Annotated in this window: 24 protein-coding genes and 1 tRNA gene; 12 read left to right on the top strand and 13 right to left on the bottom strand. The window is 64.9% G+C overall.

The annotated features are described in order from the left end of the window. The first annotated feature begins 220 nt into the window (after window positions 1-220). A complete protein-coding gene (locus tag OCW50_RS23920; RefSeq protein WP_262273601.1) occupies window positions 221-757 on the top strand; it encodes a GcrA family cell cycle regulator in 537 nt (178 codons plus the stop codon). Window positions 758-1,165: 408 nt separating this feature from the next. On the opposite strand, the gene phoB is transcribed toward OCW50_RS23920, so the two are convergent. The 8 genes from phoB to OCW50_RS23880 form a co-directional block, all read right to left on the bottom strand. Continuing rightward, window positions 1,166-1,882 carry a phosphate regulon transcriptional regulator PhoB gene (gene phoB, locus OCW50_RS23915; protein WP_262299237.1) on the bottom strand — a complete coding sequence of 239 codons (717 nt, stop codon included), beginning with the start codon at window positions 1,880-1,882 and terminating at the stop codon, window positions 1,166-1,168. A 3-nt stretch (window positions 1,883-1,885) separates the two neighbouring features. Continuing rightward, window positions 1,886-2,599, bottom strand: coding sequence for a phosphate signaling complex protein PhoU (gene phoU / locus OCW50_RS23910; protein ID WP_262299236.1), 714 nt, complete (start codon window positions 2,597-2,599; stop codon window positions 1,886-1,888). Between the two features lie 29 nt (window positions 2,600-2,628). Then, the gene (gene pstB / locus OCW50_RS23905; protein WP_262299235.1) at window positions 2,629-3,447 is read right to left on the bottom strand and encodes a phosphate ABC transporter ATP-binding protein PstB; all 819 of its coding nucleotides are present in this window, start codon (window positions 3,445-3,447) and stop codon (window positions 2,629-2,631) included. After that, window positions 3,444-4,340, bottom strand: a complete 897-nt coding sequence (gene pstA, locus OCW50_RS23900) for a phosphate ABC transporter permease PstA (RefSeq protein ID WP_262299234.1) — start codon at window positions 4,338-4,340, stop codon at window positions 3,444-3,446. The genes pstB and pstA overlap by 4 nt, the downstream gene beginning before the upstream one ends. A 10-nt stretch (window positions 4,341-4,350) precedes the next feature. Beyond that, complete coding sequence (pstC, locus tag OCW50_RS23895; protein WP_373371499.1) at window positions 4,351-5,286, bottom strand: phosphate ABC transporter permease subunit PstC; 936 nt, start codon at window positions 5,284-5,286, stop codon at window positions 4,351-4,353. A 72-nt stretch (window positions 5,287-5,358) separates the two neighbouring features. Further along, a complete protein-coding gene (gene pstS / locus OCW50_RS23890; RefSeq protein ID WP_262299232.1) occupies window positions 5,359-6,402 on the bottom strand; it encodes a phosphate ABC transporter substrate-binding protein PstS in 1,044 nt (347 codons plus the stop codon). 262 nt (window positions 6,403-6,664) lie between these two features. Further along, window positions 6,665-7,957, bottom strand: coding sequence for an ATP-binding protein (locus OCW50_RS23885; protein WP_262299231.1), 1,293 nt, complete (start codon window positions 7,955-7,957; stop codon window positions 6,665-6,667). 58 nt (window positions 7,958-8,015) lie between these two features. Further along, the gene (locus OCW50_RS23880) at window positions 8,016-9,080 is read right to left on the bottom strand and encodes a lysylphosphatidylglycerol synthase domain-containing protein (protein WP_262299230.1); all 1,065 of its coding nucleotides are present in this window, start codon (window positions 9,078-9,080) and stop codon (window positions 8,016-8,018) included. A gap of 250 nt (window positions 9,081-9,330) precedes the next feature. On the opposite strand from OCW50_RS23880, the gene OCW50_RS23875 reads away from it, so the two are divergent. Further along, on the top strand, window positions 9,331-10,722 hold the full coding sequence (locus OCW50_RS23875; RefSeq protein WP_262299229.1) for a sensor histidine kinase: 1,392 nt from the start codon (window positions 9,331-9,333) through the stop codon (window positions 10,720-10,722). Window positions 10,723-10,728: 6 nt separating this feature from the next. After that, window positions 10,729-11,274, top strand: a complete 546-nt coding sequence (gene cobU / locus OCW50_RS23870; RefSeq protein WP_262299228.1) for a bifunctional adenosylcobinamide kinase/adenosylcobinamide-phosphate guanylyltransferase — start codon at window positions 10,729-10,731, stop codon at window positions 11,272-11,274. A gap of 8 nt (window positions 11,275-11,282) precedes the next feature. On the opposite strand, the gene OCW50_RS23865 is transcribed toward cobU, so the two are convergent. Further along, window positions 11,283-12,140, bottom strand: a complete 858-nt coding sequence (locus tag OCW50_RS23865; protein WP_262299227.1) for an ABC transporter substrate-binding protein — start codon at window positions 12,138-12,140, stop codon at window positions 11,283-11,285. Between the two features lie 859 nt (window positions 12,141-12,999). Here OCW50_RS23865 and OCW50_RS23860 point away from each other — a divergent pair. Further along, window positions 13,000-14,163, top strand: coding sequence for a transglycosylase SLT domain-containing protein (locus tag OCW50_RS23860; protein ID WP_262299226.1), 1,164 nt, complete (start codon window positions 13,000-13,002; stop codon window positions 14,161-14,163). Here OCW50_RS23860 and OCW50_RS23855 read toward each other — a convergent pair. Further along, window positions 14,115-15,443, bottom strand: a complete 1,329-nt coding sequence (locus OCW50_RS23855) for an MFS transporter (RefSeq protein ID WP_262299225.1) — start codon at window positions 15,441-15,443, stop codon at window positions 14,115-14,117. The genes OCW50_RS23860 and OCW50_RS23855 overlap by 49 nt on opposite strands. A gap of 159 nt (window positions 15,444-15,602) precedes the next feature. Continuing rightward, a complete protein-coding gene (locus OCW50_RS23850; RefSeq protein WP_262299224.1) occupies window positions 15,603-15,833 on the bottom strand; it encodes a hypothetical protein in 231 nt (76 codons plus the stop codon). Window positions 15,834-16,025: 192 nt separating this feature from the next. Here OCW50_RS23850 and ggt point away from each other — a divergent pair, with 192 nt between their 5' ends. The 3 genes from ggt to OCW50_RS23835 all read left to right on the top strand — a co-directional run bounded on the left by ggt (window position 16,026) and on the right by OCW50_RS23835 (window position 20,024). After that, window positions 16,026-17,780: a gamma-glutamyltransferase gene (gene ggt / locus OCW50_RS23845; RefSeq protein ID WP_262299223.1), complete on the top strand. Its 1,755-nt coding sequence runs from the start codon at window positions 16,026-16,028 to the stop codon at window positions 17,778-17,780. Between the two features lie 63 nt (window positions 17,781-17,843). After that, complete coding sequence (gene rfbD / locus OCW50_RS23840; RefSeq protein ID WP_262299222.1) at window positions 17,844-18,749, top strand: dTDP-4-dehydrorhamnose reductase; 906 nt, start codon at window positions 17,844-17,846, stop codon at window positions 18,747-18,749. Window positions 18,750-18,833: 84 nt separating this feature from the next. Then, window positions 18,834-20,024: an O-succinylhomoserine sulfhydrylase gene (locus OCW50_RS23835; RefSeq protein ID WP_262299221.1), complete on the top strand. Its 1,191-nt coding sequence runs from the start codon at window positions 18,834-18,836 to the stop codon at window positions 20,022-20,024. A 26-nt stretch (window positions 20,025-20,050) separates the two neighbouring features. On the opposite strand, the gene OCW50_RS23830 is transcribed toward OCW50_RS23835, so the two are convergent. Further along, window positions 20,051-20,431 carry a hypothetical protein gene (locus OCW50_RS23830; RefSeq protein ID WP_262299220.1) on the bottom strand — a complete coding sequence of 127 codons (381 nt, stop codon included), beginning with the start codon at window positions 20,429-20,431 and terminating at the stop codon, window positions 20,051-20,053. Window positions 20,432-20,750: 319 nt separating this feature from the next. Between OCW50_RS23830 and OCW50_RS23825 the strand changes: the two genes are divergently transcribed. The 4 genes from OCW50_RS23825 (at window position 20,751) to OCW50_RS23810 (ending at window position 23,053) form a co-directional block, all read left to right on the top strand. Then, window positions 20,751-20,915, top strand: coding sequence for a hypothetical protein (locus OCW50_RS23825; RefSeq protein WP_262299219.1), 165 nt, complete (start codon window positions 20,751-20,753; stop codon window positions 20,913-20,915). A 251-nt stretch (window positions 20,916-21,166) separates the two neighbouring features. Next, window positions 21,167-21,577, top strand: coding sequence for a hypothetical protein (locus OCW50_RS23820; protein ID WP_262299218.1), 411 nt, complete (start codon window positions 21,167-21,169; stop codon window positions 21,575-21,577). A 301-nt stretch (window positions 21,578-21,878) separates the two neighbouring features. Beyond that, the gene (locus OCW50_RS23815) at window positions 21,879-22,463 is read left to right on the top strand and encodes a serine acetyltransferase (RefSeq protein ID WP_262299217.1); all 585 of its coding nucleotides are present in this window, start codon (window positions 21,879-21,881) and stop codon (window positions 22,461-22,463) included. 215 nt (window positions 22,464-22,678) lie between these two features. After that, the gene (locus OCW50_RS23810) at window positions 22,679-23,053 is read left to right on the top strand and encodes a VanZ family protein (protein WP_262299216.1); all 375 of its coding nucleotides are present in this window, start codon (window positions 22,679-22,681) and stop codon (window positions 23,051-23,053) included. Between the two features lie 316 nt (window positions 23,054-23,369). Here OCW50_RS23810 and OCW50_RS23805 read toward each other — a convergent pair. Continuing rightward, window positions 23,370-23,445, bottom strand: a tRNA-Glu gene (locus tag OCW50_RS23805). A gap of 137 nt (window positions 23,446-23,582) precedes the next feature. Between OCW50_RS23805 and OCW50_RS23800 the strand changes: the two genes are divergently transcribed. Next, on the top strand, window positions 23,583-24,560 hold the full coding sequence (locus tag OCW50_RS23800) for an RluA family pseudouridine synthase (protein WP_262299259.1): 978 nt from the start codon (window positions 23,583-23,585) through the stop codon (window positions 24,558-24,560). The last annotated feature ends 103 nt before the right edge of the window (window positions 24,561-24,663 follow it).

Genomic DNA, 24,663 nt, shown 5'->3' with positions numbered 1-24,663 from the left:
GGCCCGGGCGAGTTCCTTGGGGAAAACGACAGGGCCTTAACGGGGACTCTTGCGCCCGAGTCCACCCATCCTGTACCTTCGGGGTAGTCGAGTACAGCATTCGTGCCACGGCATTCACCCTCAGGAGCGATCCTCGCAACGCGGTCGGACACAAAAACCTGTCCGCGAGGCATCCGGGATTCTGAGCTTGACGCCTGGCGCGAAGGAGGAAAGTTTAAAAATGATGGATGCGGGCGGAACTTGGACGGACGAGCGGGTCGAGCTTCTCAAGAAGCTCTGGACCGATGGTTTGAGCGCGAGCCAGATCGCCGCCGAGCTTGGCAACGTGACCCGCAACGCGGTGATCGGCAAGGTTCACCGCCTCGGCCTGTCCGGCCGGGCCAAGGACGCGAAACCTGTCGCTGCGGCGGCCGCCCGTCCCCGCAAGGCGACCCGCGCCCCGAGCGCGCCGGCGCCGATCCCGCCCCAGCCGCACAATAACAACGTGGTGCTGGCTCCGATCCCGCTGCAGCCCGTGGCCGAGGAACCCGTGGTGTTCGCCGAGGACGAGGTCGCCATTCCCATGTCCGAGCGGGTGACGATCATGGATCTGCGCGAGTCCATGTGCCGCTGGCCCATGGGCGACCCGACGAAGCCCGAGTTCCGCTTCTGCGGCGCCCGCTCGATCACCGGCCTGCCCTATTGCACCCATCACGCCCGCATCGCCTACCAGCCGGTGGCCGACCGCAAGCGTGAGCGCCGGCTCGCCCGCGCCTGAGCACGACCGTGTCAAGGAAAAGGCCGCGCTGACGACGTCAGCGCGGCCTTTTCTTTATTTCGCCGTCACTGGAATTCTTTATTTCGCCGTCACTGGAACCTGGAGACCCACGGGTCGAACAAGACCCGAGAGCGAGGACAGGCTCTCTCCGCCGTCATCACCGGCGTTGTGTCGGTGATCCCGATACGGTGGGGCGCGGTGCTTTTCATGATCGGGATGGCCGGCACAAGGCCGGCCATGACGTGGGAGGGTGGCAGGACCGTACCACCGTCCCCGGCATCACCGGCCTTGTGCCGGTGATCCCGATCGTTCGAGACCCAGAGCCTCACCGGATCGGGATGGCCGGGACAAGCCCGGCCAAGCCCGGCCAAGCCCCGCCATGACGGGGGATGGTCAGGGCCTCGGACGTCAGGCGCTCACGGTCTGCTCCTCGCGGGCGAAGGTCTCGTCGAAGGAATAGCCGGCGCCGCGCACGGTGCGGATCGGATCGGGGCGGCGCGGCAGGCCGATGGCCTTGCGCAGACGGCCCACATGCACGTCGACGGTGCGCTCGTCGATATAGACGTCGTGACCCCAGACGGCATTGAGCAGGTGCTCGCGGGAGAAGACACGCCCCGGGCTCTGCATCAGGAACTCCAGCAGGCGGAACTCGGTCGGACCCAAGTGCAGCTCTAGGCCGGCGCGGCGCACGCGGTGGGTCTCGCGGTCGAGCTCGATGTCGCCCGCCTTGAGCAGGGTGGCGATATGGGCGGGCTTCGCACGGCGCAGCAGCGCGCGCACGCGGGCCAGCAGCTCCGGCACCGAGAAGGGCTTGACGATGTAGTCGTCGGCGCCCGTGGAGAGGCCGCGGATGCGGTCGCCCTCCTCGCCGCGCGCCGTGAGCATGATCACCGGCAAGCGTTCGGTCTCGGTCCGGGCGCGGATGCGCCGGCAGAGCTCGATCCCCGACAGGCCGGGCAGCATCCAGTCGAGCAGCACGATGTCGGGCACCTGCTCCCGCAGGCGGATCTCCGCCTCGTCTCCGCGCGATACGCTGTCCACCTCGTAGCCTTCGGCTTCGAGGTTGTAGCGCAGGAGCAGCATCAAGGGCTCTTCGTCCTCGACGATTAGAACGCGAGGTCCCATGCGTCAGACTCCCGTCGCGACCGTCGTGTCGATGGAGCGGTCGTTCTTGGGCCGGTCGATGGCCAGCGTCTCGCCCGTCACCAGGTAGTGAACCGTCTCGGCGATGTTGGTGGTGTGATCGCCGATGCGCTCGATGTTCTTGGCGCAGAACAGGAGATGCGTGCAGAACGAGATGTTGCGCGGATCCTCCATCATGTAGGTCAGGAGCTCGCGGAACAGGGACGTGTAGAGCGCGTCGATGGCGCCATCCCGCTTCCACACGTCGAGGGCCTTCTCCGTGTCCTTCTGCGCATAGGCGTCGAGCACGTCCTTGAGCTGCCCGAGGACGAGATCGCCCATGTGCTGGAGGCCGACGACGATCTTCTGCGGCTGGAAGTCGTCGCCGATCGCCAGGGCCCGCTTGCCGATGTTCTTGGCCATGTCGCCGATCCGCTCGACGTCCCCGGAGATGCGGATGGCCGAGATCGTCTCGCGCAGATCGACGGCCAGCGGCTGGCGCCGGGCGATGGTCAGGATGGCGCTCTCCTCCACCTCGCGCTGGAGAACGTCGAGACGCTTGTCGGAAATCACCACGTTCTGGGCCAGCGCCTTGTCGTGCCGGACGAGCGCCGTGATGGATTCCACGAGCATCTTCTCGGCGATGCCGCCCATCTCGGAGATGCGCTGCCGGAGACCCTGAAGGTCGTTGTCGTAGGAGCTGACGATATGCTCCGCCATTGGATTCAATCTCCCTTGAAGGGCTTCGATCAGCCGAAGCGGCCCGTGATGTAGTCCTGAGTCTGCTTCTTGGTCGGGTTCATGAACATCCTGGTCGTGGGCCCGAACTCCACGAGCTCGCCCAGATACATGAAGGCCGTGAACTGCGAGATGCGCGCTGCCTGCTGCATGTTGTGCGTGACGATCACGATGGTGAATTCCGAGCGCAGCTGCTCGATCAGCTCCTCGATCTTGCCGGTGGAGATGGGGTCGAGGGCCGAGGTCGGCTCGTCGAGCAGGATCACCTCGGGTCGCTGGGCGATGGTGCGCGCGATGCACAGGCGCTGCTGCTGGCCGCCCGACAGGCCCATGCCGGACTGGCGCAGCTTGTCCTTCGCCTCGTCCCAGAGCGCCGCCTTGCGCAGGGCCTCCTCGACGCGTCCGTCGAGCTCGGATTTCGGCAGCTTCTCGTAGAGGCGGATGCCGAACGCGATGTTGTCGTAGATCGACATGGGGAACGGCGTCGGCTTCTGGAACACCATGCCGACGCGGGCGCGAAGCTCGTTCACGTCGATCGAGGGCGAGAGCACGTTCTGCCCGTCGAGCAGGATCTGTCCGTCGGCGCGCTGCTCGGGATAGAGGCTGTAGATGCGGTTGAAGGTTCGCAGCAGGGTCGACTTCCCGCAGCCGGAGGGGCCGATGAGGGCCGTGACCTGGCGGTCGTAGAAATCGATCGAGATGTCCTTCAGGCTGCGGAAATCGCCGTAGTAGAAGTTGAGGTTCTTGACCGCGATGCGCACCGGCGCCCCGGTATCGGCCGCGGCCGCGTTGCCGATGGCGCTGCTCGTGTTGAGGGCGATGGTGCTCATCGGGCTTTGTCCTTGCTCAGGAGGAGGCGCGCCACGACGGACAGCGCCAGGATCGACAGGGTGATGATGAGGGCGCCGGCCCAGGCGAGTTCGCGCCAGTTCGCGTAGGGAGCCAGGGCGAACTGATAGATGGTGACCGGCAGGTTCGAAACGCCGCCCATCAGGGTCGGGCTGAACCAGAAGGTATTGTTGAGGGCGGTGAAGAGCAGCGGCGCCGTCTCGCCGGCGATGCGCGCGGTCGCGAGGATCACGCCCGTCACCATGCCGGCCCGGGCCGCCTTCCAGCTGATCGCCACAATCACCTTGGACATGGGAGCCCCGAGGGCGGCTCCGGCCTCGCGCAGGGAGCCGGGCACCAGCCGGAGCATGTCCTCCGTCGAGCGGACGATCACCGGAATGGCGATGATCGCCAGGGCCACGCCGCCGGCCCATCCCGAGTAGCCGCCCATCGGCTGCACCATCAGGATGTAGACGAAGAGACCGATGAGGATGCTCGGCGCGGCCAGCAGGATGTCGTTCACGAACCGGATGACGGTCGCGAGCGCCGAGCCCTTGCCGTATTCGGCCAGATAGGTCCCCGCGAGCACCCCGATGGGGGTTGCGACCACGATGCCGAGTGTCGTGAGGACCAGGCTGCCGACGATCGCATTGGCGATGCCGCCTCCCTCGGTTCCGGGACCAGGAGTGGTTTGCGTGAAGACCGCGGGCGAGAGGCCGCCGATTCCTTCCACCAGGAGCATCAGAAGGATCCAGCCGAGGACGAAGGCCCCCAGCAGGGTGAACAGGGTACAGGTGATCTTGAGCACGCGATCGGCGAGATAGCGGCTGCGGCGCACGCGGCCCCAGGGAGCGTGAGCGACGGTCGGGGCCTGGTCATACACGGCGGTATCCATCCTTCACCTCTCAAGGGGTTTTCACGCGGGCGATCAGAAGGCGGGCGAGCGCGAGGACGATGAAAGTGACCACGAACAGAATGCAGCCGAGGGCCAGCAGGGCGCTCATATGCATGCCGGAGGCTTCGTTGAACTCGTTCGCGATCCGGGACGCGATCGTCGAGCTCGGGTCGAAGAGCGACAGGGACAGGCGGTTCGCGTTGCCGATCACGAAAGTCACCGCCATCGTCTCGCCGAGCGCACGGCCGAGGCCCAGCATGACGGCCCCGATGATGCTGACGCCCGCCTGAGGCAGCAGAACGTGGCGCACCACCTCCCAGGTGGTGCAGCCGACCCCGTAGGCGCTCTCGCGCAGGATGCTGGGGATCTGGTCCAGCATGTCGCGCGTGATCGACGCGATGAAGGGAATGATCATGATCGCCAGGATGATGCCCGCCGTCAGCATGCCGACGCCGGACGGCACCCGTGCGTAGAGGACGGTTCCAAGGATCGGCATCCCCTCGACGATGGTCGACAGGGGAATCTGGACGTAGTTGGCGAAGAGCGGCGCGAAGACGAAGAGGCCCCACATGCCGTAGATGATGCTGGGCACCGCCGCCAGCAGCTCGATGACGGTGGAGACCGGGCGCCGGAGCCACGGCGGGCAGAGTTGCGTCAGGAAGATCGCGATGCCGATGGAGATCGGCACGCCGATCACGAGGGCGATCAGGGCCGAGGTCAGGGTGCCGGTGATGGCCACCCAGGCGCCGAACTGCTCCCCGCCCACGTTCCAGATGCTGGACGTGACGAACCCGAGGCCGAATTCCCGGAAGGCGGCCCATCCGCCGTAGATCATCGTGCCGATGATCCCGGCCAGGACGGCGAGAACGATCAGGGCGGAGCCGTAACTGGCCCAGCGGAAGCCCTGATCGAAGAAGGGTGAAGTACGGCGGCGGCCGGCCTGCATGTTGCTCGACACGACGATCTCATCAGACAGAACAGCCATCCGCCTTACTCCATCAACAGGTCGGGGACCAGCTTACATCTTGTAGACGGGCTGGCCGGCGCCGGTCTTGATGTCCTTGGACCAGGTCGACCGGATCTGCTCGACGACGTTGTCCGGCAGCGGGACGTAGTCGAGGTCCGAGGCGAGCTTGTCGCCGTTCTTGAAGGACCAGTCGAAGAACTTCAGCACCTCGGCGGCCTGCTCGGGCTTGTCCGCGGTCTTGTAGACCAGGATGAAGGTCGGGTTCGTGATCGGCCAGGCGTCGTCGCCCGGCTGGTTGGTCAGCGAGATGCCGAAGCCGGGAGCCGACGTCCAGTTGGCGCTGGCGGCGGCGGCCTGGAACGACTTGATCTCAGGCTGCGGATACTTGCCCGCCTTGTTCTGGAGCAGGGTGTAGGGAATGTTGTTCTGCTTGGCGTAGGCGTACTCGACGTAGCCGATCGAGTTCGGAACCTGCTTGACCGTCGCGGCGACGCCCTCGTTGCCCTTGCCGCCCTGACCGATCGGCCAGTTCACAGTCGTGCCGGCGCCGAGCTCGGACTTCCAGGCGTCGGAGACCTGCGACAGGTAGGTGGTGAAGACGCTGGTCGTGCCCGAAGAATCGGAGCGGTAGACCGGCGTGATGTTGGCGTTGGGGAGAGTCACGCCGGCGTTCAGCTGGGCGATCTTGGGATCGTTCCACTTGGCGATCTTGCCGTGGAAGATGTCGGCCAGAACCTGGCCCGTCAGCTTGATCTGGCCGGCCTGGACGCCCTGGATGTTCACGACCGGAACCACGGCGCCCATCACGGTCGGGAACTGGAGAAGGCCGTTCTTCTCGAGATCCTCCCCCTTCATCGGGGCATCGGTGGCGCCGAAATCGACCGTCTTGGCCTGGATCTGCTTGATGCCGCCGCCGGAGCCGATCGACTGGTAGTTCATGCCGTTGCCGGTCTCCTTCTTGTAGGCCTCGGCCCACTTGGAATAGACCGGGAACGGGAAGGTCGCGCCTGCGCCCGTGATGTCGGCCGCAGATGCCGTGGTCGTGAGGCTCGCGACGGCAAGGCCGGCCGCAATGGCGTAGGACAAAATCTTCACGGTAAGACTCCTGTTCATAAGCGCGACAGGCCGCTCGGAAGCCATGAGACGCGTCACGCGATGGGACAGCTAGGCCCGACGGATGTCTCCTCTACGACGGTTGGATGACAATTGGATGACACCTCAAAGGATCCCTCGGGGAGGCCGAAAGCATCGCGACAGGGCGGAACCTAGAGCTGCTTCCCCTCACGTGGAACCATCTCTTGTCTTTGCCGAGCCGCATTTTTTGACGGTGAACCGGATCCACTTCACCAAAAATGCTCTAGGGGCGCGGTCCGGCCTCGGGAAAGGTCGCCGTGAAGCGGGCGCCCTGCCCGGGCTCGCTGGCGATGGCCAGCTGCCCCCGGTGCCGGTTGACGATGTGCTTGACGATGGCGAGGCCGAGGCCCGTCCCGCCCTTGTCCCGGCTCTGGGCGACGTCGACCCGGTAGAACCGCTCGGTCAGGCGCGGCAGGTGCTCCGGGGCGATGCCGGGGCCGTGATCCTGGACCGAGAAGGCGACCTGCCGGGCGGAGCCTTCGATGCGCACGACCTCGACCTCCACCCGGCCCCCGCTTTCGCCGTACTTGACCGCATTCTCGATCAGGTTCTCGGCGATGCGCAGAAGCTCGTCCCGGTCGCCCAGGACGAGAGCCGGCCGGTCCGGCAGCGCGGCCTTGATGACCACTCCCCTCTCCTGGGCCAGCGGCGAGAGGGTTTCGACCATCTGAGAGGCAATCGTGGCGAGATCGACCGTCTGCGTGGGCGAGAGATGCGCGCGCATCTCGATCCGCGACAGGGACAGGAGATCGTCGATCAGGCGCTTCATGCGCTGGGCCTGACCCTTCATGATGTCGAGGAAGCGCTCCCGGGCCTTCACGTCCTCGCGGGCAGGCCCCTGCAGGGTCTCGATGAACCCGAGAAGCGAGGCCAGGGGGGTACGCAGCTCGTGGCTCGCATTGGCGACGAAATCGGCGCGCATCGCCTCGAGGCGCCGGGCCGAGGTGAGATCGCGGAAGAACAGGACGACACCGGCCTGGACCTGCGTATCCTGGACGTCGCCCTGCAGGGGACCGATATGGACCTCGAAGGTCCGCTCCGTCGGGATCCGCTCCGAATATTCGACCTTGAGCGGTTCGCCGCTGTCCAGCACGTCCTGGATGCCGTCGAGCACGTCAGGGCTGCGCAGGGCGAAGGACAGGGGATGGCCCGTCTTGAGGCCTGCCAGGAGGTCGTAGGCAGCCCGGTTCGCCTCGATCACCAGCGCCCGCTGGTCCACCAGGATGACCGGATCGGGGATCTGCGCCAGGACCGCCTCGGCGACGCTGGAGCGCGGGGACGCCTTCGCCTGTGGGCGGAGGCCCGTTCCGAGCGGCCGCTTGGGTCCGGCCACGAGAATGCCCGCCAGGACGGCCACGCCGGCCCAGACCAGAAGCCACCCGTCCCCGTGGCCCCGCACCAAAGCCACGGCGACCAGCACGAAGCAGGCGACGACGGCGCCGCGCAGGGCGGCGTCCCGGATCGGAGTGGCGCTCTGCCGGAGGGCGTCCGGCGTGAGGTCGTCGGGATCGGTCATCGCGCTGGAACGTCTCGAAGGCGGGGTCGGTCCTCTTTAAGGGAGGCACGCCCCGGTGTCACCGTCCGCCAAGCTCGACGTCGCCGGAGAGCTCGGTCTCGTCGGGCTTGAAGGCCAGGCGGGCCGACCGGATGCGGTTGCGGATCTCGTAGGCGCCCAGGATCGCCAGGGCGATCACGAAGGGGACGAGGTAATAGCACAGGCGATAGAGGAGCAGCGCACCCAGGACCGGCTCGCGGGGATAGTTCGACAGGGCCAGCAGAATGGTGGCCTCGAAGACCCCGAGTCCGCCCGGCGCATGGCTGGCCACGCCGAGCATGACGGCGAAGATATACACCGCCAGGAAGGTCTCGAAGCTGAGATTGTGCCCCCCGGGCAGGAGCACGAAGAGAACTCCGGCGCCGGCGCAGACATCCCCGGCACCGATCAGGATCTGGGCCAGCGACAGGCGAAAGCCCGGCAGCTCCAGCTTCCAGCCCTGGATCTTGACGGCGCGCCGCTTGATCGAGACCCAGATCATGTACCCGACGACGAAGACCGCCGCGCCGAGGCCCACCAGCTGGTTCATCCAGATGTGGGTATAGACGAGGCTCGCCAGCTCGTCGGCCTTGCTGATCAGGCTCCAGGCCAGAACCAGGGCCATGCCGAGCCAGAAGGTCACGCCGGCGATCACCGTGAGGCTCGCCACCCGCCCCGGGCTCACGCCCTTCGGCGCGTAGATCCAGTAGCGGACCGTGCCGGCCGTCAGCAAGGGGAACCCCAGCGTGAAGCTCACCGCATAGCTGGTGAAAGAGGCGAGCGCCGTGGTGCGATAGCGGATCTGCAGCTTGAGCTGCCGCAGGGCGATGGCGTCGTAGCAGGTCAGAAGGCTGTAGCTGACGGCGGTCAGGAGGACGGCGAGGCCGATCTGGCGGGGGCTGGCCGCGGTGAAAGCCGCTTTCAATTCATTGACGTCGATCTCTGACACGATATGCCAGAGAACCACCAGCGAGGCGCCGAACAGAATGATGCTCGCTGCCATCCCGATCCAGGCGAACCGGCGGGAACGGCGCTCCTTCGGGTGAAGGGCTTCGGCAGAGGACATCTCCGGCGGCGACGCCGGACGGGAGCTCATATCATTCATGAAATCGGTCAATCAGCCTCAGCGTGAGAAAGGTCGCATCGGGGTACGAGGGCTGTCCTGCATCTATGCGCCGGGAGGGGCAAGCGCCAGTCGCCAGCGCCTTTTAATGGTTTCGCAAGGCTGGCGCTACTCTTTCGCCGGAGAAAACGCCGCGGGCGTCCGATGTGGGTTGTCAGCCTCGAAAAAGGCCTACAACAATGCTTCCTTTGGCATCGGAGACTTGGCCGCAGGGATGGCCCGGGAGTTTTGAGTGGATTTCAAGGAAACAGAAACGCAATTTGCTGTTCTGGCGGAGTCTCTGCCTCAACTCGTCTGGTCATCCCGTCCCGATGGATCTGTCGATTACGTGAATCGCCGGTGGCGCGAATTCACGGGACTTCCAGGCGAGCATTTCCTTGGATCCGGTTGGGAGGTCGCCATCCATCCCGACGATCTTCCTCAGGTTCGGGAACATTGGCAACGATCCATCGATACCGGACAGGCCTATGAATGGGAGTACCGGGTCCGCACCGCCGCGGGGGGCTACGAATGGTTTCTCAGCCGGGCCATCCCGATCCAGGACCTGTCGGGAAAGATCACGCGATGGTTCGGCACGAGCACGAACATCAATGCGCAGAAGACCGCCGAGGAGGCCGTGCGCCTGCTCGAAAACCAGTACAGGATCGCCCTCGAAGCCGCCGATCTCGGAACCTGGCAGATCGACCTGGACAAGAGCCTGATCACCTGGGACGAGGGGTCATGCGCCCTCTATCATCTTCCTCATAACGGTTTGTACAGCCTCACCCTCGAAGACGCCTGGGCCATGATCCATCCCGAGGACGTGGAGGGGGTCAAGGCCAGGATTGCCGCGGCCGCGTCTGCGGGATCCGACGGCAAGTATGACAGCCAGTACCGTGCGATCCTGCCTGATGGGAAACTCCGATGGTTCCGGTCGCACGGACAGGCGCTCTACACCGTCGAGGGCGGGACCCGTCGCGCCGTGAGCCTGTATGGCGTCGTCAGCGACGTCACCGAACGACATGGCCTGGAAGAGGCCCAGAAGCTCCTGACGCGCGAGCTCAACCATCGCGTGAAGAACCTGTTCGCCATTGCGAACGGCATGGTGTCGATGACCGCCCGCACGGCCAAGGATCCCAAGGACATGGCCAATGCCCTGCGCGGGCGCCTGAGCGCGCTCTCGCGGGCGCATGAACTGGTGCAGCCCGTCGCGGGAGGAGAGACGGGGCAAGGTCCGGATGTGGAACTTGGCCGGCTGATCGAGGCGGTCCTCGAACCCTACCGGCAGTCCGGCCAGAACAGGATCGCCATCGAGGGACCGCGCGTGCTCGTGGGATCCAATACGACGACGAGCCTCGCCCTCGTCCTGCATGAGCTGGCGACCAATGCCGCCAAATACGGCTGTCTTTCATGCGCAGAGGGGGGCCTCGCCATCCACTGGACCCTTCAGGGGGACGACGTCGACCTCCGGTGGACCGAGAGTGGTGGCCCGACCATCGAAAGCCCGCCGACCTTCGAGGGTTTCGGCACGCAACTGTCCCAGAGAAGCATCACCGGACAACTGGGCGGCACTCTCGACCGGGAATGGCGGCCCGAAGGCTTGCGCGTCCACATGATCCTGCCGGTCAGCCGGTTGAGCGCCTGAGCGGTCATGACCATCCACCGACGCGTCCTGGTCTTGGGCGGAGCACGCTCCGGGAAAAGCCGCACCGCGCTGCGGCTGGCCGAGAGCACATCGCCCGAGCGGACCTATATCGCCACGGCTCAGGCTTTCGACGACGAGATGCGCGAGCGCATCGATCGGCATCGCGCCGAACGCGACGGGTCCTGGCAGACGGTCGACGCCCCCCTGGATCTCGTCGAGGCCGTTCAGGCGCAGGTCGCCCCCCGGCACGCCGTCTTGGTCGATTGCCTGACGCTATGGCTCTCGAACCTGATGCTGGAGGGGCGCGATCCCGGCCGAGAGGCCGGTCGGCTGGTCCAGGCCGTCCAGGATGCTCGGGGACCTCTCATCCTGGTCACGAACGAGGTCGGCCAGGGCATCGTCCCGCCGACGCCGCTGGGGCGCGCGTTTCGGGACGAGCAGGGACGCCTCAATCAAAGGGTCGCGGAGGCCTGCGATGCCGTGGTCCTCGTCGCGGCAGGCTGCCCGATCCTCGTCAAGCCGTCCCCTCCCCTGCGGCTGCACCTGGAATAGGGCCCCGGTCAGCGAACCTTGGCCAGAACCTCGACTGTCAGCTGATCGATGGCAACGGGCGTCGCAGGCCCGCCGCAGATCGTGAGCTTGCCGGGCAAGGCCAGTCGCCGGGTCGAAGGCACGGCCTCGGCGAGGGCCGGGTGAAGGAGCAGCGCCGTCCCGTTGTCGACCGCCCGGCTCGAAGCCGCATCGACAAGCATGAAGTCCGGAGGTGTCGTGACGATCGCCTCGAGACGCGCCATTCCGCCCTGGGCCAGTCCCAGATCCTCCTGGTGCAGCTTGAAGCCCATGTGGACGAGAACCTCACCAAGGGGCGAGCGGGGTGCCGTGACCCAGCCGCCCCGTTCCAGGGACAGGATGCTCCGTCCCCGAGGGACGATTCCGCGCGCCCTGTCCAGCGCGGCATCGATTTGAGCAATCAGAGCCTCCGCGCGCTCCGGATGACCCAGCCGGCGGGCCAGGGTGCGGATCTGGTTGCGCCCGTCCGCCAGATCCTCCCAGGGTCCGAGCGACAGCACGTCGAACCCCTCCCGCGTCAGGAGCGCGATCTGCTCCCGCTGACCGTAGGTGCCCGTCAGCACGAGGTCTGGTCCCTCGAACACAATGGCTTCAGCACTGCCGTCATTCACGGGAACCGCGGCGGCCTGATCGGCCAGGAACGCAATGGACGGATCCCGCGCAAGCCGGCTCAACGAGGCAATCTGGCTGCGATCCGCCAGGGCGAGAAGGAGTTGATCCGTACAGAGGTTGAGGGACGCGACCCTTTCCGGCCTCGCCTGAGCCTGCATGCCGCCGGGGACGAATGCCGTCAGGCATGACAGCAGAAGCCCCCAGCTGTGCCGGCGGGTATGTCGGAGGAGCATCATCTTTGCACCGGGTCTGCACGCTGCGGGCTCTTTAGCGCACCGTGCGAAAAAGTGGACCCGGTTTTTCGCGTCGAGCGGTGCGCCGGCCAAGAGTGGAGCATCCTTGTGATGGTACCCTCCCCACGTCATGGCCGGCCTTGTGCCGGCCATCCCGATTGTTCGAAGCGCGGCGCCTCTCGCATCGGGATCACCGGGACGAGCCCGGTGATGACGTGGAGGGTTATGTGTGGTGGTGCGGACACCCTCTCACGTCATGGCCGGCCCTGTGCCGGCCATCCCGATTGTTCGAAGCGCGGCGCTCTTCGTCATCGAGATCACCGGGACAAGCCCGGTGATGACGGGGTGGTGGATCGGCCGAGCGATCAGGACAGAGTCCCGAGCGGTGCGCCGCTCAAAGGCTTGAGCATCGGATCCGATCATCCGCCCAAGGAAGCGCACACCTCCCTGGCGGCCCTCCTGCCACGCGGACGCTGGATCTCCCCAACGACCGCTCCCACCGCATAAAATCCTGAAAAGGTCTGCCATCCAGGCGCTGTCAAACCCAGTATTGCGTGCCGGGGAACCAATAAAGTTTGGCTATTTCCGGATTATCAAATCGTATTGTTCACCCTGCGTCATCTCGCCGTCAGTGATAAGGTTCTAATGGTAAGAATTCTGTTGAGAAATAAGGCTTCTTTGAAGATCACCATTCACGGATGAGCCTGAACAAATGGTCGCACCAGGGAACAATTCCAAATCTTAACGCCAAGCTGACCTATTCTGGACATATCGGCCGGCCACATACTTGCCTCTGTTGAACGAAGAACGACCGTGAACCCGCCCCGGCGGAGAAGCGGCACATTCTTGGGGGCGTATCCATATGCAAATCCCTCTGACAGCGTCTCAGGACGCGTGCCAGCAGACGGCCATTTGCCTCGACAATGAATTCAGGAGCGGATCCGCGCTCCGTGTCGCAGTTCACCGACTCACGCGCCTGCAGGGCGGAAGAACACTGCTCGACCTCACGAAATGCTTCGGGATCGGCGCATGCCTGACGATTGTGATCGGCACCGCCGTCCACACCCGGGACGCGTCTGCGGCCGAGGCATGGACGGCGCTGCCGCCGGCCCTCGACGCCGGCGAGAACGCCATCCGGGTGCCGCCCGCCCAGGCGACGGCGCCGTTCACCATGCCGTCCGGGGATGCTGCCTCATCCGATCCTCTCAAGACCATCGCTCCCGTCGCGGCCGTGGCCGCGACTCCGGCCGAACTGCAGAAGCAGATCATCCTGTCCATTCCCCTCACCGATACGCCGGCCTCCGGCAGCAGCGCGACGGAGGAAGCCGTCTCCCGGGAACTCACGGAGTTCATGGAGTTCGAAGACATGCGCGTGCCCGTCTGGATCGTCGACACGATCCTGCGCGCCTCCAAGGCGACGGGTGCGGATCCCGTGTACATGATGGCCCTGGCGGACAAGGAATCGAGCTTCCTGCCGGGCAACAAGGCCTCGACCTCGTCCGCGCTCGGCCTGTTTCAGTTCATTTCCAGCACATGGCTGGAAGCCGTCAAATCGTTCGGTCCCCTGCACGGCCTGATCGCCGAAGCGGAGGCGATCGTCGGCTCGGGGGCGAAGATTGACGTGACCGACCCGACGATGCGGGAGCATATCCTCGGCCTGCGCCGCAATCCCTACATCTCGGCTCTGATGGCGGCCGAGATGATGAAGCGCGACAAGGGAAAGATCGAGACGAAGCTCGGGCGCAAGCTCAGCCGCTCGGAGTTCTATCTCTCCCATTTCTTCGGCGTCGACAGCGCGAGCCGGTTCATCGCCCTGGTGGACGACACGCCCAAGAAGAGCGCTCCCGATGCCTTCCCGGCCGCGGCCAAGTCGAACAAGTCTCTGTTCTTCACCAAGGATGGAAAGAAGACCCGCCAGCTGAGCGTCGCCGAGGTCTACGACAAGATCGACGACATGATCGACAAGCGCCTCAACCGCTACGAGGCCGTATCGGCCCGGGCCATGGCGGACGGCTCGCCCTTCTGATCGGGCGCTGCCCCCTCGCCGGAACCGTTCGCCACGGGGCTCTGATCCCCGATGGCGTCGATGTCGGCACGGGGCGTCAGGCTGGCCGTGGCTGAACTCGTCGGCGCGATATCCGCAAAGCCGCCTTTGGCGGGCGAGCGCTGCACCTGGAGAATCCGCATCACGGTGAAAACCACGAGGCCCGACGAGGCGAAGGCCGCGTAGATGAACAAGCCCTTCGGTCCCATCGTCTCCATGGCCATGGCGCCGAACAGGGGACCGACCGTGACGCCCGTGGCCCAGGAGAACAGCAGGGTGCCGACGGTGGAGACGATCTGTCCTGGATCAACGATATCGCAGGCATGGGCGACGCAGACGGAATAGATGCACAGGGCAAGGCCGCCCCAGGCGGCGAAAGACCACAGGATCAAGACGTTCGCCCCCTGTGCGCTTGCCCACAGGATCAGGAGAGAAACGAGGCTCGTTCCCGCGGCGAGCCCGGCGATCACGTAACGGCGGTCCGCCCGGTCGGAGAGCCACCCGAGCGGCCACTGCATCGCGAGGCTGCCGGCCTGCAGGGCGAACAGAAGGGCTGCCGCCTGATCCTGGCTCAATCCGATGGTGATGCCGAAGACGGGCGTGATGGCGATGACCGGGCCATTGACCAGACCGACCACGAAGGCGCCGACCACCGCGGACGGCGCTGTCGCGAACAGCTTCCTGACTTCGATCCGGACGCCTTGAGGCGCAGCCGGCTCCTTCGTGGTCGTTGCGGCAATGGGAAGGAGCGAGAGCGTGATCAGCGCGCTCACCGCCATGAACAAGCCATCGGTGCGGATATTGCCGAAACCGATCCCGAGGGGCGATACCATCAGGGCGACCTTGGTGCAGATCATGTAGATCGACAGGATGCGCCCACGATGGCTGGAGATCGCCCGGGCGCTGATCCACCCGTCGGTCACGGTGAAGATGCAGGCCAACGTCACCCCGGTCATCCCGCGCAGGAGGATCCAGGCCAAGGTCGAATGGGCCTGGGTCATGAGGAGGATCAGGACCGACACCATGGCCGCGAGGCTGGCGAAAGCCCGGATATAGCCTACGTGCCGGATGAAGCTCGGGGCCAGCAAGCAGCCCGTCGAGAAGCCGAGCCCATAGGCCGCGGCCACGACCCCGATGGACGCGACGGAGATCCCCTCGGCCTGCATGCGCAGGGGCATGAGCGCCTGGAGCAGGCCATTGCCGGCTTGCAGAAGGGTGGTTGCAGCCGTGATGGTCCAGATAAGAGCGAGGGATGAGTTCACAATCGAATCGGTGATGCAAGGCGGCAGCGGCAAAGATCAGCAAGATAGAATGCAGGTGCCGCGCAAGATCAAGAGTTGATCCGAACCTTGACGATTGACTTTAGTCGGCCCGACATGCCCGGCCGCGCTGCCGGGCATCCACGCATGTGCCTTCAAGCCTCACCGGCCTGGGCGATCCTTCTGGAAGCTGGCGAAGAGATAGAAGCCGTTGAAGCGCACGCCTTCCATGGCGGCCTTCCGGTCGAAGCCGAGGGGGGCCTCCTGGCTCTCGATCCGCCCGCCGAACTGCCAATGCGGCCCCACGACGAAGGAGGGAACCGAGCGTTCTTCCGGAACGGCACAGACCAGACCGTCCGGCTGCGTACTTTGGAACAGATTATATGAGTCCATGTCACTGCTCCTCTGTCGACCTTGCGAATCGCACCCTGCCGGAAAAGAGTGACAGGAGTGTGATATTGCAGCGCAACAAATGCAGAATTTGTTCTCCCGCCCGGATCGAACGAAGTGGCGCAAAGGGACGATCGTTTGTTAGGCTCCTTTCCGGCCGCTGGATTCAGCCAGGGAAGAGGGAGCTTATCACGCATGACCAATCGGAATGCTCTTCGGCGCGGTTTCTTCGGGATCGGTCTCCTTGCCAGCCTTCCATTATCTGCGCCGGTTTTGGCCCAAGCCCTCGCTCCTGCTCCGGAAGCTCCCACGGGGCGAACGCTCAAATCCGCCGGCACGACGACGAAGGACATGGTTGCCGCCGCCAATCCCCTGGCCGCGCAAGCGGGCCGGGAGATTCTCGCCGCCGGCGGCAGTGCGGTCGATGCCGCGATTGCCGTCCAGCTGGTCCTCAACCTCGTCGAACCGCAGAGCTCCGGCATCGGCGGCGGTGCTTTCATGGTCTTCTGGGACGGAAAGACCATGACCACCCTCGACGGCCGCGAGACGGCCCCGGCCGCCGCGAAGCCTGAGCGGTTTCTCGGGCCCGACGGCAAGCCGATGAAATTCTACGATGCCGTCGTCGGAGGCCGCTCCGTCGGCGTTCCGGGCACCTTGCGTCTCCTGGAAACGGCACACAGGAACTGGGGCAAGCTGTCCTGGCCGCAGGTGATCGAACCCGCGGCCCGCTTGGCCGAGGAGGGCTTTGCGATCTCGCCGCGGCTCAACGGCCTCCTGGGGCAGGAAAAGTATCTCCAGAACGATCCGGTGGCCCGCGCCTATTTCTACGAGGCGGACGGCACCCCGAAGGCGGTCGGGACGGTTCTCAAGAACCCGGCCTTCGCCAAGACTCTCCGCACCATCGCGGACAAGGGAGCAGATGCCTTCTACACGGGCGAGATCGCGCAGGACATCGTCACGACGGTAACCGGCCACGCCACGAATCCCGGCGACATGACCCTGGACGATGTGAAGGGCTACAGGGTGCAGGAGCGTGAAGCGCTGTGCGGGACCTACAGGACCTACCGGATCTGCGGCATGGGCCCGCCGAGTTCGGGGCAGGTCGCGGTGCAGCAGATCATGGGCATCCTGGAGACGCAGAACATGGCGGCCCTGAAGCCCGGGCCGGATGCGGTCCACTGGATCGCCGAAGCGGGCCGCCTCGCCTACGCGGACCGGGCGCTCTTCGTGGCCGACCCCGCTTTCGTGACTGTGCCGGTCAGGGGCCTGACCGATCCCGGCTACCTCAAGAGCCGGGCCGCTCTGGTCGACCCGAACAAGTCCATGGGCAAGGCGAAGCCCGGCGATCCGCCCTTCCAGAAAACCTTCCTCTGGGGCCCATCCGACGGCATCGAATTCGGCACGAGCCACATGTCGATCGTGGATCGCAACGGCAACGCGGTGTCGATGACGACCACGATCGAGGACGGCTTCGGCTCGAGGCTGATGACGAAAAGCGGATTCCTGCTCAACAACGAGCTGACCGATTTCTCCTTCGCCACGATGGAGGACGACAAGCCTGTCGCCAACCGCGTCGAGGCCGGCAAGCGCCCCCGCTCCTCCATGGCGCCGACCATCGTGCTCGACGGCAGCGGCAAGCTCTACGCGGTCGTCGGGTCCCCGGGCGGCAGCCTGATCATCAACTACGTGGCCAAGACCCTCGTGGGCATCCTGGACTGGAAGCTCGATCCGCAGGTCGCAGCCGATCTTCCCAATGTGGGGAGCCGCAACGGCCCGACCGAGCTGGAGGCCGGCACGGAGGCCGAAGGATGGAAGGCCGCCCTGGAGGCGAAGGGCCACGAGGTCAAGCTGATCGACCAGAACTCCGGCATCCATGCTATCGTCGTGACGCCGGCCGGGCTGGTGGGCGGCGCCGACAGCCGCCGCGAAGGCGTTGCCATCGGCAACTGATTTTGTCGGGCGGCCCTGCTCTGGTAAGGCCGCCCTCGCCATCACAGAGGATTGCAGGTGTCCATGCGTATCATCATCGTCGGCAAGGAAGGACAGGTCGCGCGGGCGCTGGCGGAGCGGGCGCGGGTCCACGGGGCTCAGGCCGTCCTCGTCGGACGCCCCAAGCTCGATCTCGCCGATCCCTCGGGCATCGAGGACGCACTGATCGAGACCGGCGGCGACCTGATCGTGAATGCCGCCGCGTATACGGCGGTGGACCAGGCGGAATCGGACCCGGAACTGGCGGAAGCCATCAACGGCATCGGCGCAGGCGTCGTGGCCGGCGCCGCCACGGCGATGAACGTGCCCGTGATCCATCTGTCGACCGACTACGTCTTCGACGGCACGGCGGATCGCCCCTACCGCGAAGACGATCCGGTCTCGCCGCTGGGAGCCTATGGCGCCTCGAAGCTTCTGGGCGAAGAAGCCGTGGCCGCCGAGGCGGAGAATCATGTGATCCTGCGCACCGCCTGGGTGTACAGTCCGTTCGGCAAGAATTTCGTGAAGACCATGCTGCGCCTCGCCGCCGACCGGGAAGAGCTCGGCGTGGTGGGCGACCAGCATGGATCGCCCACCAGCGCCCTCGATATCGCCGACGGGATTTTCGCGGTCAGCCGCAACCTTCTCGAGCGGCCGGAAGACCGGAGCCTGCGCGGGTTGTTTCACATGACGGGAACGGGCTTCGCGAGCTGGGCGGAATTCGCCACGGAGATCTTCGCCCTGTCGGCGCGGCTCGGCGGACCCTCGGCGAGGGTGCGGCCGATCGCGACGGCGGATTACCCGACGCCGGCCAAGCGACCGGCCAATTCCCGGCTCGACTGCAGCAAGCTGAAGGACATCCACGGGGTCGCCCTCCCTCCTTGGCGGTCGTCGCTGGAACCTTGCGTCAAGCGTGTGATCGAGGAAGCACGCAAGGAAGTGGCCCGCTGAACGCGGGACCGGAGAAGAAATTTTTGAAACTTTCCGCGAGAAAAGACGATTGTTCTTTTTAAAGAACAATCGTAGGATCTTCTCATGACCTCGCCGCACCAACCCGATTATCACCTGGAAACCCGCCTCGTTCATGAGGGCCATCAACGCACGCCCTTCGGCGAGACGTCGGAAGCGCTCTTCCTCACCCAGGGTTTCGTTTATGAGAGCGCGGAGAGCGCGGAGAGGCGCTTCCTGAACGAGGAGCCCGGCTACAGCTACAGCCGCTATTCCAATCCGACGATCGACGCTTTCGAGCAACGCATCGCGGCCCTTGAAGGCGCTGAGGCGGCCCGGGCGACGGCGAGCGGCATGGCAGCGGTGACCGCCGCCATGGTCGGACAGGTCCAGGCGGGAGACCACGTGGTGGCCGCCCGGGCCCTCTTCGGCTCGTGCCGGTGGGTCGTGGAGGATCTCCTGCCCCGCTTCGGCGTCGGCTGCACCCTCGTCGATGGCGCGGATCTGAGCCAATGGCGCGAGGCGGTGCGACCGGACACGAAGGCCTTTCTGCTCGAGACCCCGACCAATCCGAGCCTGGAGATCATCGACATCGCGGCCGTCGCGGACATCGCGCATGCGGCAGGCGCAACGCTCACCGTCGACAACGTCTTCGCCACGCCCCTCTTCCAGAAGCCTCTGGCCCTGGGCGCCGACTGCGTCGTCTATTCCGCGACCAAGCACATCGACGGCCAGGGCCGGTGTCTGGGAGGCGTGATCCTGGCCTCGACCGAATTCATCGAGACGAAGGTCCAGCAGTTCCTGCGCATGACGGGACCGTCGATTTCACCCTTCAATGCCTGGGTGCTGCTCAAAGGCCTGGAGACCCTTCCCCTGCGCGTCGAGAAGCAGACGGCGACGGCAGGTTATCTCGCGGACGCTCTCCATGATCACCCCAAGCTTCGAGGACTGACCTATCCGGGTCGGGCCGATCATCCTCAGGCCGACCTGATCCGGCGCCAGATGAGCGGCGGCTCGACCATGATCGCCCTCGAGGTCAAGGGCGGCAAGGAAGCAGCCTTCCGGTTCCTGAATGCGCTGAGGCTGATCCGGATCTCGAACAATCTGGGGGACGCGAAGAGCCTCGTCACCCACCCGGCCACGACCACGCACCAGCGCTTCACGCCGGATCAGCGCGGCGAGATGGGCATCCCGGACGGCCTCGTGCGCCTGTCGATCGGGCTCGAGCATCGTGACGACCTGCTGGCCGATCTCACCGGCGCTCTCGAGTACGCGTAAGCGCGACCCGTCTCCCTTGAGCCTTCCTATTGCGGCGCCTGGGAGGGCCCGGACGTTGCGGGCGACCGCGCGCCCGCACCCTGCTGGGACTGCACGCGGTCGAACATGCGCAGGGCCGCATCGACGCAGGACTGCGTCGATTCCCGATTGCCGCAAACGACCCGGAGCTGCGTATCGCCGCTGCGCAGGAAGAACCGGGCTCCACGCTGGGGCCGGTCATCCCGATCATCCTCGTCCTCGTCCCGCATGATCGGGCTACGGCGGCGGTCTCGGTCGCGATCCCAGCCGTCGCGGCTCTCGCGCCAGCTTCCGCGATCGAAGTCGTCACGGCTTCGCGATGATTCCTGACTCCAAGCGCCGGTTGCCAGGACGACAAGGCCGGCGGCCAGAATGAAAGCTCTCTTCATAGGAATCTCCCTCCGGAGATGATGCTTGAACGAGGAATGAACCCGCTTCCCGCGGCACGAAGACGTTGCGCGCCATCGTCAACGAATGTGAACAGGCCACGGGACGCTTGGTTCCTGTTGTGCGGCCCGACTGCCGCGTCGGCCCCTGCATCGCACCCGGACGGAGACGGACGGCGAGCGACCTGCGGAATTCCTGAAGCGAACCCAGCACCCGTTCTCCAGGAGGCCCAAGCGTTCATCGGTGCATCCTTCCAGGAGCCGCGGAACCCTCATTATGCCTCTACGTTGGCCTTCTGCTCATGCTGAAGAGGAGGTCGTGATGAAATGCCAGTTCTGCCGTCAGGAGGTCGAGAACCCTTGCCATAATGCTCAGGAGATGCAGCAGCGTGCGGCCAGTCATGTGGAGCGCTGCGAACATGCTCTTCAGGACAAGCAGGGCATGGGATCAGGCGCGCATCGCAGCGACATCCAAAGCAAAGGTTGAGGTGATGGCCCGCAAAGAGCGGATGACCTCGATGGATGTTGCGCCAGCGGCCCGCGAAAGCGGGCCGCTTCTCATGTCGGCCGACGATTCTGAGAGGCACCTTTCACGGGCGTCATGCGAAGTGTTATAATAGAAACGATGCGAGAATACCCTAGAAGATCTGTTGTGCTTTTCCACACATCGGACATTGTGCCCACAGTCGTAGTGAAAACAAAAGCAATCGACCCAGGGAATACTTCTCGGAGGACCTCATGACCGCATCGTCGCTCAGTTTCAAGCTGGCCGTTCTCTTCGTCATCGCCGGCATGGCGATGGGGATCGGGATGGCGGCTTCCCAGGATCATTCGATCATGCCGGCCCACGCGCATCTCAACCTGCTCGGCTGGGTGTCTCTGTTCCTCTTCGGCATCTACTACGAACGTCGCCCGTCACTTGATCGAAGCCGCCTGGCCATGATCCAGGTCGTCATCTGGTCGATCGGCACCATCGTCCTGACGGTCGCCGTGGCCGCGCTTCATCTCGGCTACACGGCCTTCGACCCGGTTGCCGCACTAGCCTCGCTGATCATCCTGGCTGCGATGGTGCTGTTCGCCTATTTCGTCTTCAGGCCAGCGCGTGACACCGCTGCGTCTCCGACGGTCCGCCTGACGCCCGCCGAATGACGTCATGCCGAGGGGCAGCGCCGCCTGCTCCGAAGGCCGATCGAACGCGAAGAGGCGGACCTTGCGGACCGCCTCTTTTGCTTCATCCAAGAGGCTCCATGCAGGAGGCTATTCCTGCGCCACGAGAGGCAAGTTCACCGATGTATTCCTGAATACATCGGCCTCGGGAGGGCCGCCTCGACTGACGCCATCATCAATCTTTGCCTCATTAACCATATATCTTCTGCGATTTGCTGCGGGATTGCCTCTCCCCTAAGGAACCACTAGGAGTTTTGAGCACTGCACAACGACGAAGTCCCGCATGGCCAATCTCAAGCACGACATTTATAGGGTTAACGGCCGGACCTCTATTGGCGTATTCCTGACCGAATTCCTGCGCGATAGCAGCTTCCGGTCGATTACGACGCTGAGACTGTACCAAGCGATTGCAAAACAACGGGCCCTACGCCCATTCAAAGTCCCCATTCAGGTCTTGCACAAAGTTTTCAACGGCATTGCCGGCATGGAGCTGCCGATCAAAACGTCGATCGGACCAGCCTTGAAGATTTCACACCCCTTCGGCTTGGTCGTGAACGGAAAAGCCCGCATTGGCGCCAATGTGACTCTGTTCCACGGAGTGACGATTGGCCAGGCAGATTCCATTGCTCCCGACGGAACTCGGAGAACGGGATACCCCGTCATCGAGGACGACGTATGGATCGGGCCGCATGCAGTGGTCGTCGGTGACATAACGGTGGGAATGGGGAGCCGCATTTTGGCGGGCGCTGTCGTCAACTTCGATGTTCCGGCTCGGTCGGTGGTCGCTGGCAATCCAGGTGCCATCATACGAACGGGCTGCACGCCGGACGTGCTTCACCGGGCGGTGCTCATGGAGGGGCGGAGTTGAACCGCCGGCTCATGGAGCGCCCTTCGCCTGCTTCGGACATTGGGGCTGCGAACTCATCCTTGTCGGCGGGCGAGCACTCCCTCCCGCCGAGCCTTCAGTGACATGAGCATCTCCGGCTTCGGTCCTGTGACGTGCGGCAACCCTGATGATGTGACATTCGGCGATCGTGCAGCAAGCCATGCACGGCCACCCCATGATCGGGTACACCGCTCCCCATGACGCCCACGATATTTTTCCGCTGGGTCGCGTGGCTGCTCATCCTGGCGATCGCGGCCTTGACCCTGGCACCCATTGATTTTCGGCCTGTCACGGCAGCGCCGGTCGGGTTGGAGCGATTTGCAGCCTCCGCGGCCATTGGGGCCGCGTTCTGCCTCGGCTACCCGAAACACCGCCTCCACGTCATCGTGATGCTGCTCGCAACCGTCGGGATTCTCGAACTTGCGCAGAACTATGTTCCGGGCCGCCATGGGCGCCTTCCGGATGCCCTCGTGAAAGCGTCTGGCGCCGTTCTGGGAGCCGTTTTTGCAACCTTCGTCAGTTGCTGCGAAGGCCTTCTCCGCAGCATCGGAGCGGATGACGAACGCGCGTGAATCGTGCGGACCCAGCGGGCCGCGCCAGCGACCCGAAGGGCGGCATCAACGATGCACATATCGATGACGTAGCATCGGATCCGATCCCTGGCCGCAATGAGCTTGGACGCCAGGGGCTGACCTTGCGCTCGCCGGACGATGGGATCGGCCGAAGGCACCGGCATCACGTCGCGCCTCGAGGCAGCGGGAGCCATGGGTCCAGGCCTGGCGACCTTTTCGATTATGGGATGTGTAGCCCGCCCGCGCCCCTTATCGGACCAGAGTCAGGCATAGAACCAACGACGCATCGCATCTGCTTGCCAAGTCGTTGAAACCTTGGCGCTCCCTAGGGGACTCGAACCCCTGTTTTCGCCGTGAGAGGGCGACGTCCTAGACCGCTAGACGAAGGGAGCTAGCAAGGTTGAGGCCGCTCGTATAACCACCCTTCTGAATCCCTTCAAGCCCTTTTGCTGAAAAAAGCGAACGGCTCAGATCAAATGAGGATGCGGTGAACGGCGTAACGCGACAGGAATGGCTTCTGGAACCCGACATGACGGCGGATCGGCTCGATCGCGTGCTGACACGCCTGCAGGCGGATCTGTCGCGAAGCCGCGTTCAGGCTCTCATTCGGGACGGTCAGGTCGCCATCGACGACGTGCCGGCCCTGGATCCGAACCGGAAGGTTGCCGGCGGCGTCCGGATCACCCTGACCGTGCCGCCGCCCGTTCCGGCCGAGCCTGCCGGCGAGGCGATCGACCTCACGATCGTCTACGAGGACGACGACCTGATCGTCATCGACAAGCCCTCCGGGCTCGTCGTGCATCCGGCCGCCGGGCACGATTCCGGCACCCTGGTGAATGCCCTCATCGCCCATTGCGGCGAGAGTCTCTCGGGGATCGGGGGCGTGAAGCGCCCCGGGATCGTCCATCGCCTCGACAAGGACACGTCGGGCCTGCTGGTGGTCGCCAAGAACGACCTCGCCCACCAGGCGCTGGCGGCGCAGTTCGCCGATCACGGCCGCACGGGACCCTTGGAGCGGGCCTATCTGGCGATCCTCTGGGGCGTGCCCGAGCGGCGGCGAGGAACCGTCGACGCGCCGCTCGCCCGCAGCACCCATAACCGCGAGAAGATCGTCGTGGTGGGAGAGGACCGCGGCCGTTATGCGATCACCCATTACGAGGTGCTGGAGGCCCTGCCGCCGGCCCAGCCTCTCGCGAGCCTGGTCCGCTGCGAACTGGAGACGGGACGCACGCATCAGATCCGGGTCCACATGGCCCATCTCGGCCATCCGCTCCTGGGGGATGCCACCTACGGGTCCGGCTTCAAGACCAAGGCGAACCGGCTCTCCGAAACGCAGAGAGAGGCGCTCGATGCCCTGAACCGGCAGGCCCTTCATGCCGCAATCCTCGGGTTCGAACACCCGCGCAGCGGCGAATTCCTCCGCTTCGAGAGCCCGCTTCCCCCGGACATGGCCGCGCTTCTGGAGGCGCTGCGGGCTGAAATTGAGCGTCAATCGGTCGCAAAATGACGTCACGCTGGCACCCTTGCGAGTCTGGAGCGTTCACCACGTCTTGAAGCCTGATGCCTCTATTCGGACAACGTTGAACCGCTTATATAGGGGGTTAGGGCGG

It is taken from the genome of Microvirga sesbaniae (assembly GCF_025460805.1).
GTDB classification, from domain to species: Bacteria; Pseudomonadota; Alphaproteobacteria; order Rhizobiales; family Beijerinckiaceae; genus Microvirga; species Microvirga sesbaniae.
Note: the sequence above shows the minus strand (reverse complement) of the source record. Positions and strands in the feature narration are given on the sequence as shown.

Coding starts and splice junctions, on each gene's coding strand:
- OCW50_RS23920 (WP_262273601.1), top strand. CDS start 221: ATGATGGATGCGGGCGGAACTTGGACGGACGAGCGGGTCGAGCTTCTC.
- phoB (WP_262299237.1), bottom strand. CDS start 1,882: ATGGGACCTCGCGTTCTAATCGTCGAGGACGAAGAGCCCTTGATGCTG.
- phoU (WP_262299236.1), bottom strand. CDS start 2,599: ATGGCGGAGCATATCGTCAGCTCCTACGACAACGACCTTCAGGGTCTC.
- pstB (WP_262299235.1), bottom strand. CDS start 3,447: ATGAGCACCATCGCCCTCAACACGAGCAGCGCCATCGGCAACGCGGCC.
- pstA (WP_262299234.1), bottom strand. CDS start 4,340: ATGGATACCGCCGTGTATGACCAGGCCCCGACCGTCGCTCACGCTCCC.
- pstC (WP_373371499.1), bottom strand. CDS start 5,286: ATGCAGGCCGGCCGCCGCCGTACTTCACCCTTCTTCGATCAGGGCTTC.
- OCW50_RS23885 (WP_262299231.1), bottom strand. CDS start 7,957: ATGACCGATCCCGACGACCTCACGCCGGACGCCCTCCGGCAGAGCGCC.
- OCW50_RS23880 (WP_262299230.1), bottom strand. CDS start 9,080: ATGAATGATATGAGCTCCCGTCCGGCGTCGCCGCCGGAGATGTCCTCT.
- cobU (WP_262299228.1), top strand. CDS start 10,729: ATGACCATCCACCGACGCGTCCTGGTCTTGGGCGGAGCACGCTCCGGG.
- OCW50_RS23865 (WP_262299227.1), bottom strand. CDS start 12,140: ATGATGCTCCTCCGACATACCCGCCGGCACAGCTGGGGGCTTCTGCTG.
- OCW50_RS23860 (WP_262299226.1), top strand. CDS start 13,000: ATGCAAATCCCTCTGACAGCGTCTCAGGACGCGTGCCAGCAGACGGCC.
- OCW50_RS23850 (WP_262299224.1), bottom strand. CDS start 15,833: ATGGACTCATATAATCTGTTCCAAAGTACGCAGCCGGACGGTCTGGTC.
- ggt (WP_262299223.1), top strand. CDS start 16,026: ATGACCAATCGGAATGCTCTTCGGCGCGGTTTCTTCGGGATCGGTCTC.
- rfbD (WP_262299222.1), top strand. CDS start 17,844: ATGCGTATCATCATCGTCGGCAAGGAAGGACAGGTCGCGCGGGCGCTG.
- OCW50_RS23835 (WP_262299221.1), top strand. CDS start 18,834: ATGACCTCGCCGCACCAACCCGATTATCACCTGGAAACCCGCCTCGTT.
- OCW50_RS23830 (WP_262299220.1), bottom strand. CDS start 20,431: ATGAAGAGAGCTTTCATTCTGGCCGCCGGCCTTGTCGTCCTGGCAACC.
- OCW50_RS23825 (WP_262299219.1), top strand. CDS start 20,751: ATGAAATGCCAGTTCTGCCGTCAGGAGGTCGAGAACCCTTGCCATAAT.
- OCW50_RS23820 (WP_262299218.1), top strand. CDS start 21,167: ATGACCGCATCGTCGCTCAGTTTCAAGCTGGCCGTTCTCTTCGTCATC.
- OCW50_RS23815 (WP_262299217.1), top strand. CDS start 21,879: ATGGCCAATCTCAAGCACGACATTTATAGGGTTAACGGCCGGACCTCT.
- OCW50_RS23810 (WP_262299216.1), top strand. CDS start 22,679: ATGACGCCCACGATATTTTTCCGCTGGGTCGCGTGGCTGCTCATCCTG.
- OCW50_RS23800 (WP_262299259.1), top strand. CDS start 23,583: ATGACGGCGGATCGGCTCGATCGCGTGCTGACACGCCTGCAGGCGGAT.